The 6420-nt window shown below is 28.4% G+C and carries 5 protein-coding genes; 2 read left to right on the top strand and 3 right to left on the bottom strand.

Annotated features, from left to right (window positions below):
• Nucleotides 1-34 precede the first annotated feature (34 nt).
• Together argF and J7M87_RS18520 are read left to right on the top strand one after the other, a co-directional pair.
• On the top strand, nt 35-955 hold the full coding sequence (argF, locus tag J7M87_RS18515) for an ornithine carbamoyltransferase (protein ID WP_291653420.1): 921 nt from the start codon (nt 35-37) through the stop codon (nt 953-955).
• Nucleotides 956-1255: 300 nt separating this feature from the next.
• Nucleotides 1256-2434, top strand: coding sequence for a 3D domain-containing protein (locus J7M87_RS18520; protein ID WP_291653422.1), 1179 nt, complete (start codon nt 1256-1258; stop codon nt 2432-2434).
• A 249-nt stretch (nt 2435-2683) separates the two neighbouring features.
• Here the strand turns inward: J7M87_RS18520 and J7M87_RS18525 are convergent, their stop codons facing one another.
• The 3 genes from J7M87_RS18525 to J7M87_RS18535 all read right to left on the bottom strand — a co-directional run.
• Complete coding sequence (locus J7M87_RS18525) at nt 2684-3724, bottom strand: nucleoid-associated protein (RefSeq protein ID WP_097034538.1); 1041 nt, start codon at nt 3722-3724, stop codon at nt 2684-2686.
• Nucleotides 3725-3735: 11 nt separating this feature from the next.
• Nucleotides 3736-4392, bottom strand: a complete 657-nt coding sequence (locus J7M87_RS18530; protein ID WP_291653425.1) for an HAD family phosphatase — start codon at nt 4390-4392, stop codon at nt 3736-3738.
• Nucleotides 4393-4567: 175 nt separating this feature from the next.
• On the bottom strand, nt 4568-6420 hold a 1853-nt coding region (locus tag J7M87_RS18535), incomplete at its 5' end, for an LPXTG cell wall anchor domain-containing protein (RefSeq protein ID WP_291653427.1).

The following is a 6420-nucleotide window of genomic DNA, read 5'->3' on the forward strand; positions in this document are numbered from 1 at the left end:
ATTTAATTTTTCTCATTTTAAATAGGGGGTTTTTATGAATAAGGATTTATTAAAAATGGAGGATTTATCTAAAGATGAAATTCTTGATATTTTGAATCTTGGGGATCAATTAAAATATGAATTAAAGCATGGTATTAAACATCATCATCTTGAAGGGAAAACTCTTGGTATGATTTTTGAAAAATCCTCCACTAGGACAAGAGTTTCTTTTGAAGCTGGTATGTATCAACTTGGGGGATACCCATTATTTTTAAGCTCAAATGATTTACAAATAGGTCGTGGAGAGCCTGTTCAAGATACTGCTAGAGTATTGTCTAGATATATAAATGGAATAATGATAAGGACATTTTCTCAAGATGAAGTAAAGAGCCTTGCTGAATCTTCTAGTATTCCAATAATAAATGGACTTACTGATGATGAACATCCTTGCCAAGTTTTAGCTGATTTAATGACTATTAGAGAAAATAAAAATATTTTAGATGGCTTAAAAGTATCTTATATAGGCGATGGTAATAATATGGCGCAATCACTTATAGTCGGTTGCTTGACTGTTGGGATGAATATTTCACTTGCCATTCCTAAAAATTATATGGTCAATGACTACTATATAGAAAAAGGAAAAGAACTCGCAAGAAATGGTGATTTAACCTTCTCTATAGTTAATAACCCTGAAGAAGCCATTAAGGATGCAGATGTAGTCATAACTGATGTATGGGCAAGCATGGGGAAAGAAAATGAAGTTAATGAAAGACTAACCGCTTTTACTGGTTATCAAGTTAACTCTAAGCTTATGTCTCTTGCTAAAGATAATGCTATAGTCCTTCACTGCTTACCTGCTCATAGAGAAGAGGAAATAACTGAAGAAATACTTGAAAAGCATGCAGATACAATTTTTGAAGAAGCTGAAAATAGACTTCATGTTCAAAAAGCCATTTTAGTTAAATTAATGAAATAAATTATTAAAAGTCTAAGTAACCTTTTGAATGGCCTTAGACTTTTACTTTTATCATTTCATTCTAAATTAACTTTTTATCCAATTAGAATTTAATACTAATTATTTTTTATAAACCGTATTATTAATTAAAATATATTCTAATAAATTCTCACTATATACCATTTATTCCATGATACCTCCATAAAACTTGCCAATATTCAATATTTATTGTAGGATATAAACTATCATCAGAATATTATATAGATAATACCATATAATTTAATGTAGCCTTTGCTTAGTTTTAATTGGAGGTGTATATTTTTGACAAAAAAAACTTTATTATCTGCCAGTATGGTTTTATTATTATTTTTCAATAATAGTAATATAGCATTTGCAGAACCAAACTCTTCGGAGACTCAAACTATCCAGGAGAATAAAGTTAAATATGAACAATTAGATGACGAGACTATAGAATTAGACGCTGAGATTGGTAAATTAAATATAGAAATAGAAAATTTAAATAATCAATTAGCTAAAAATAATTCTGAAATCGAAGATACTAAAAATGAAATAACTACTATTAACCACAAAATTGAAGAAGCAAAGCTAGAAATTGAAGAAACGCAAAAAACTATTGATGGACGTGTTCGTTCCATGTATAAAAGTAATATGGCTACAGATATGATTGTTTACTTAGTAACTTCTGAAAATATTTTTGATATGCTTAATAGAGTACAAGCTATGGGTAGAATAATTTCAGTTGATAAACAAATGATTATTGAAATAAATGAAAAGAAAGAAACTCTTGATAAAAATGCAAAAGAGATTGAAAAGAAGCAATCTGACTTAAAAAAACTTCAAGAATCAATTGAAAATAGCTTAGATGAAGTAAACAATAAAAAAGAAGAACAACAAAAACTTTTAGATGATTTAAATTCTAGAAAAGATGAAATAATGAATATAATTGAAGCTAATGAAGAGAAATTAATCTCTCACCCGTTATCAATTATAAACTCAGATTCTGCATCAATTTCTGAAGTTCAGAATGCTGTTAACACATTACAATATATGTTACCTCAACTTAATAGTGATTATGTTATAGGATTAGCAAATGATGCAATTGCTTTAGGTAATGAAAAAATTGCTTTAAGTGAAACTCCACCGCCAACTTCCAATTCCTTGGGAGATGCCAGTAATAGTAATAATTTAGCGTCTTACTCCATGACTGCTACAGCATACACCGGACATGGCTTCACTGCAACAGGTCTTAAACCAGTACGTGATCCTAATGGACTAAGTACAGTGGCTGTTGACCCAAATGTTATACCTTTAGGTTCTAAGGTTCATGTTGAAGGCTATGGATATGCTATAGCTTCTGATACAGGTGGTGCTATTAAAGGTAATAAAATAGACTTATATATGAATTCCGAAGAAGAATGCATCACATTTGGTAGAAGAACAGTTACTGTTACTATAATTGCTTATCCTGGACAATGGTAAGGTTTTGCAAAGCTAAAGATGGAAAAAGTGAAAGAGTTAGTGAAATAATTCAACTATGCTTAATTATAAAAATTTAAATATTGACAAAGAGGACAGTAGATAGATTTGTTTTACATAAATTTATCTACTGTTCATTTTTTATTGGAAATAACTCCTAATAGCTGAAATTTAAGTTTTTCGTTGCAAATATCCTGAAATTTTCATTTTTTCCCTCTTAACTTTTCACTAAATAAATTGCTTCACAACCTTTTATTTTTCTAAATAATTAATAACATGTTTTATTATCATATTGATACTTCCATCACCATTTCTTTGTATCTCAAATCTAGTATTATCATGGTAGGCTTCTTCATTTATATATAAATCTATATCTTTATCAATTTTTAATCTTACTCGCTTTAGCTTTTTTTCAACCCATTGCTTATCTATAGCAACTTCCTCTTCTAAACCATGACTTTTTACGAATGTTGAAAAATCATTTATAACTTGTGGATTCTCTTTAAATAGTTCATTAGAAAGCTCATCTATATTTATAGTATCCTCTTCCTTTAATTTTGCTTTAACAGTAGTCCTTATTCTCTCTGCTTTATCTGCATCTTCTACTATGTTACTTCTAGTCCAATTTTCAGCTGCTTTTAGGAATGTCTTAGTCATATCTCTTTCACTACTAATTATTGAACATCCTAAAAAATTGCTTATAAAGTAGTTTGCTCCATATTCTTCTTCATCTTTACTTTTTTTCTGCTTATCTATAACCATTAAATCATATCTTTGATTTTCTCTTATAGGTTTAATAAAAGCTGCTTTTTGTATCCTTTGACTACTACCTGGAAGCCCTGCTGATTGTGGAACTATATCTATTCCTATTTTATTTTCTTTAAATCCAACTTGGTGAGTAAAATTCTTAACATAGTCCATCTTAAGTATCCCAATCATTGGACCTTGATCTGTAATTAATGAAACTACTATTAAATCACATGAAGGGATATTCACATTAGCCTTCATTATTATAAATAATTGTCTTGCGAGTTCCTGTGATAGTCCTATTAAATTATTATCTATACCATTTAGATAATCTTGAACTACTTCTTTTACTATATTTCTTTCTGGATTAAACACAGCATATTTTAACTCTTCATCTTTAAAACACTTTTCTATATGTTTATGAAGAAACTTATATGTATCCTCATTTAGTTCAAGGTTATATTCATTTAAGACTGGTTCATCCCCATTAGAATCAACAATATGTATAACAGCCTCTTGTATATTTATATCATTTATATATTCCATTAGTGCACCACCTATAATGTTTCAATTAAGTTTATTACTTCTTCTAAATTATTTAGCTTTTTAAATGCTAACCTTTTTATATCATCACTAGGCTCTTTTAAATCTGGTATGATAACTGGAATCATTCTTGCCCTACTTGCAGCTATAGTTCCAGCTTCTGAATCTTCTAATACCATACACTTATTTGCAGGTATATCTAGTTTTTCTGCAACTTTTAAAAATACTTCTGGATCTGGTTTTGATTTTTTAACTTCATCTCCACATAATATATAGTCATAGTAATCATATATATTAGCATCCTTTAAAATCTTGTAAGCAACTTCTCTATTTGAAGATGTAGCAACTGCTTTTTTTATATTTTTATCACTTAGATACTTTAATAACTCTTCTATACCTTTCTTTTTTTCTACTTCCCCATTCATTATTTTAGATAAATAAATATTATTTCTTTCCATTATATAATTATCAACATTTATTTTATTTTCAAACTCATTATGTAAAGTATTTCTAACACTTTCATGATTAGTTCCAAGTAATTTATACAATAAATTCAAATCAAAATCTATATTAAATTTCTTTGCTGCTTCTTTCCATGACTCATAAGAAAGTCTTTCCGTATCAAATATTAACCCATCCATATCAAATATTACTAGCTTTAATTTTTCCATTACACTTTTCCTCCAGTCATTTCTTCATTATATATTCTATAATAAAATCTATCAATTTTTAACCTTTTATTTAACTTATATTTTTTTATTAACTTATATCTATCTATTAAAAAAGGATTTATATCCTTTAAGCTTAATCTCAAAAAGAATATAAATCCAATTTTTTATATTTAATTTATCTTTTACTTATACTTGAGTTTTCTTTTTTTTTTAATACAAATATACCAGCTGCTATGATTAATATTCCGATAGCACCTAATACTATAGGTGAATTTCCACCTGTACTTGGTAAATTAGAATTACCTTTTCCAGATTCGCTACCATTATTTACATTGCCATTATTGTTATCCCCGTTATTGGTATTATTACCATTTGTAGTTGTATCTTCTTGATCTTTATCATCTTCTTCATTACCATTTTCAGCCCCATTTCCATTGTTTCCTGGGTGTGATCCCTTTAACTCAAGGCCTTCTATTGCATCACTTAAAGCTTTTACAGCATCATTTACAATACCTTGTTCTGTAGCTGCTATATTGTTATTCAACATAACATCCTTAGCATCACTTAAAGCTTTATTTAGAGTATCTAAACTTTCGCTAGTGTACTTACTTTCATCTATAGCTTCTGCTTTCTTTATTAATGATTCAAGATCACTCTTATCTGCAGCTTCTATTAAAGCCTTTACTGCATTGCTTAATCTTTCTAAAGCATTGTTAACTTCTTCTTGAGTAGCTTCTTGATTTTCTTTTACTAACTTAGCTGCTTCTATTGCTGATACCAACTCTAATTTACTATTTTCAGTATATAAATTCAAGTTAATTTTTTCAGATTCAATAATAGTCTTACATAATTCACCCTTATCTGCTTTTAACTCTAAATTCATCATTGAATTATATAATGCTTCATAAAGCTTATATACATCTATTTCAGCTGGTTCTTCTGTACCTAAAATATCTTTAGCTGCCTTTAAAGCATTTTTGAATTCTTCTTGTCCCTTACTTAAGAATCTATCTAGATTAATAGCTTCAGCCATATTTACTAAATCAGATAAATTATTCTTATCTCCTACTGGAATACCTATTTTCTTATATTCAACTAAAATATCATTATATGCCTTTGCTATATCTTTAATACTTGCATCTTTATTTGCATATACAGCTTTTGCTGATTCCAGTGCTTTATTAAATGAAATTTTAATTTCTTCTTCTATATCTTCTAATATTCCTTCTTCAACTTTAGTATTAGCAGCTTCTATTGCCTTATTTAGATTAGTTTTATCTAATTTTACTAAACCTTCTTTAGCTGTTAATAATTCTTCTGTTGCTAAAGTTAACTCTTCTCTATTAGCTTCACTACCTTTTTCAGCTATCTTAATAGCATTTTCATAAACTTCATTAAACTTGCTCCAAGAACTAGTTTGATAATGTATATGTTCTGCTATATCTTGTCCTTTATCAACTATTTCATTTGATTCATTAATAAGAGCCTTTAATGCTTCTAATTCCGTACTGTAATCTGGTAATTCTATAGGATTAGCTCCAATAGCTACTAATCTTTCATTAAATTTAATTATTTCTTTTCTATTATTTTCAACATCTAATCTTCTAACTGCTTCTTCAGCATAATCTAAATTTAAATCTGTTGGTCTTTCTTCAGCTCTTGTAATAACTATATCAATCTTTGAATAAACAGATTTTAATACAGATTCTCCCAAATAGCTTGTAGGATTATATAATTTTAAGTTTTCAGACGCCATTTGTGCAAGATTAGCATCTACTGCATCATCATTATCATGTGCTATAGATTCATAAACAAGAGTTGGTATTGTACCAAGTGTTGCTGTAGTAAATTTATTTCCTACAAAAGTATTTGCATTTATAGTATTATCTATGACTGGTGAGTTAATTTTGTTAGTTAATAAAACAACTACTAAATTACTTTCTGGATCTATAACAGTTAAAGTACCTGTCCATCCTTGGTGTCCAAATGTATTACTAGATGACTGTGTACCAAAGTACCATACTCTAC

It is taken from the genome of Clostridium sp. (genome assembly GCF_017888565.1).
Classification (GTDB): Bacteria; Bacillota; Clostridia; order Clostridiales; family Clostridiaceae; genus Clostridium.